2 protein-coding genes are annotated in these 2,120 nt (G+C 65.9%); both read right to left on the reverse strand.

The window, feature by feature from the left end; genetic code table 11:
- Positions 1 to 908, reverse strand: a 908-nt coding sequence (locus PKH97_RS16155; RefSeq protein WP_324388632.1) for a hypothetical protein, incomplete at its 3' end; no start/stop codon positions are given.
- Between the two features lie 102 nt (positions 909 to 1,010).
- The gene (locus tag PKH97_RS16160; protein ID WP_324388633.1) at positions 1,011 to 1,862 is read right to left on the reverse strand and encodes an SGNH hydrolase domain-containing protein; all 852 of its coding nucleotides are present in this window, start codon (positions 1,860 to 1,862) and stop codon (positions 1,011 to 1,013) included.
- Between the last annotated feature and the right edge of the window lie 258 nt (positions 1,863 to 2,120).

The following is a 2,120-nucleotide window of genomic DNA, read 5'->3' on the forward strand; positions in this document are numbered from 1 at the left end:
GGAACCGGCGAGCCGGTCGGGGCGGCGAACCGTGCCCGGCTCAGGCGCAGTCGCCCGCCACGTCTCGCGGGCGCATCGTCGAGTTCGCCGGCCCGGGCGCGCATCATCCTGACCAGCTCGTCCATCCCCGGCCGATCCCAGCCGTCCGGCACCGCCAGTGGTTCGGGCGACCCGATGGAGCGAAGGCCGGCGTCGACATCATCGAGAGTCAGGCTGGCACCGGCGCGGTGCGCCTGGTCGAGGGTTGCAATCAACGCCCCGAGCCCCGACCACTCGGCACCGACGTCATCGAGTCCCAGCGCCGCGAGGGCATCCGGCGGCAGAAGGTCAGCGGCCAGGCTCAACAGCCCGGCAATCGCCGATGACTCGAGCTCGCCGCGAGCGTCCCGCGTCGGCACATCCGCCTCACGAGCGCTCACGGCTGCGGCTGAGGCTAGGTCGCGTCCGGTTGCCCCGTCGGGAGCCGATCCAATCGCGCTCTCGCACAACCAGATCGACCCATCCGGGCCGACACCGATGTGCTCGACCGTGAGTTGCGGAGCCGGCAGGCCGGCACTCGTCATGGCCCCGACGACCGCGCACACGCGCCTCAGGATGCCCAGCACCTGGCCGCGAGGGAGATCGCCCAGCTCATCGACGACCTCGGCGAGCCGATGTCGCGGCGGGTCGGCATAGACCACCGCGACCCCCATGTCCAGGTCGAACGCATCGGCCACCGGCACCATGCCGTCGATCACGAGCTCGAGATACCGAGCGTAGTCGCGTGCGCAGCCCACCGGATCGCGGACGACGAGCACGCGGGCTCCGTCACTCTCCCGAGTGCCCACCCAGGTGGAGGTGGCGCCGCCGGTTTCGCGGCTCGGATCCGCCGGCCGCAGGCGGAAACCGGGAATCACCAACTGACCCATCGCTTGCTCCTCATGCCGAGAGTTGTGCGCGCTTCACACCTTCAACCCTCCCGCACCCGCCCGCTCGCGACTAATAGTTATCCACAGCGACGCCGAAGCCGGCTACCCTCCAGCCTTTTGCGATCCGCCCGCAATCGCCCGGGCGAGCAGTGGTGTCAAGGCGCTGCTTGCTGCCGTCGTCAGGTGCACCGAATCGCGGTAGATCCACACCTCGCCCCGACGCACAGGACAGGAGTCCCCATCGCAGACCGTGTCCGTCAGGTCGAGAAATTGGGCCCCATTCTTAAGAACGACCTCTCGAGATGCGGCCTGGATGGCGCGTTTGATTCGCGTAAGTCGAATTGCGTGGGCGCAGCGACCCACAGAGAACAACAGCCCCCCGGCACATCGCGCCGGCTCGAATCCCGCCATCTCGCCGGATTCGGTCGGTAAGCGACCTGGGGTGGTGCCAATGACCACGACGTGGTGTCCAAGATCAGTGATGCCCGCTATGGATTTGTCCAAGCCGTCGAGGTATAATCTCCGCTTGTCCTCCGGACTCGTCAGACCTGCGAGCCCCATCGGCAAATCGGTTCGGAAGACGTAAGTATCCGACGTGCTGATAACGACGTCCCCGAGAGGAACGTCGGCGAGCCAAGTCAGCGTCGCGGCAAATCGCGAGCCGCATCTCGTGATGCGCTGGGTGGGTTGGTGATCGCGACCAGCGAAAAAACACCCCGAGGAGGTCCGGATCGCGAGTGGCCTGTTCTGCTCCGCGGCGGCACCGATCATGCCCTCGCTCAGGGCACCTGCCAGAGAGTCGCCCACCAAGTAAATCGGCGAGTTCCCGGGGAATTCGTCCCAGGTGCACGCGTTCTTGGGCCACGGATTCGCTTCGCACCCGCGCACATGATCGACGTGGTCTGCTGCAAGTTGTGCAGCCATCTGCTGCTTGGCGGTGTCATTCCATTGCACTCTCGCCCCCTGCCGTAGGACTAAGGCGAGGCCCGTCGGGACGACAAGCAGCGCGAGAGTGAAGGCGACCAAGCGTCGCCCGCCGAGTTCCCGATTGTTCCGAATGGGCTCCTCGATAAAGGTGAAGGACAGCGTTGCGATTATCAAAGATAAACCGGCAGCCAAAAAGGGGCTCTTCCCAAAGGAGAGTGTGGGTTGGGTGCGCGCGTCGCTGCTTGGTTGAGGGTCGAGGCCTTCCGATGATGGAGGTTCCTACGC

The sequence above is a fragment of the Nostocoides sp. genome (genome assembly GCF_035343835.1).
Taxonomy (GTDB): Bacteria; Actinomycetota; Actinomycetes; order Actinomycetales; family Dermatophilaceae; genus Nostocoides_A; species Nostocoides_A vanveenii.